The organism is Vibrio sp. Y176, from assembly GCF_033438945.1.
Map to the genome: position 1 here is coordinate 1 of NZ_JAWOQS010000518.1, position 705 is coordinate 705.

1 protein-coding gene is annotated in these 705 nt (G+C 48.9%); it reads left to right on the plus strand.

The genetic code is table 11. The features are described 5' to 3' along the window. Positions 1–705, plus strand: a 705-nt coding sequence (locus R7O13_RS27065) for a tandem-95 repeat protein (RefSeq protein WP_318305224.1), incomplete at both ends; no start/stop codon positions are given.

The window sequence follows — 705 nt, forward strand, 5'->3', positions numbered from 1 at the left end:
ACTTGACGGTGAGTAACGTTCAACTTGTGGACCCTAGTTCTGGCTCTTTGGCGTTTAACTCAACCACAGGGAATTGGGAATTTACGCCAGCGCCGGGTTACAACGGCCCTGTAGAGCTGACTTACGATATTACGGACGATGGCACAACAAATGGTGTATCCGATCCTAAGACGGTATCGGGTTCTGCATCTTTTGAAGTGTTCGATGTAAACGATGCGCCTCAAACATCGGAAGTGACGCTTTCTTCGATAGAAGAAGACAGCGGCGCTGTGAGTATTACTGCCTCGGAACTATTGGCAAACGCGACCGATCCGGAAAACGATAACTTGGCGGTCAGTAATGTCACGCTTGCGGATCCATCAGCGGGAACGATCACGCAGATTAGCGCGACGGAATGGCGCTTTGAACCATCAGAAAACTTCAACGGCGACGTGAGTTTTGTCTATGACATTACTGATGATGGCACAACCAATGGAGCACCGGATCCAATCACAATCAGCGGTTCTGCGGTCATGAACGTTCAAGCGGTTAATGATGCTCCGGAGATTGATGGCTCATTAGTAACCAGCACGATCTTCGAATCGGCAGATCAAAAAATATCAGGCATTACGATAGCGGATGTGGATTTCGCTGGTATCCATGAGAACGAGATCATGACGATTTCGCTCAGCACGAGTGAAGGTGATGTCAGTGTTATCGCGCCAT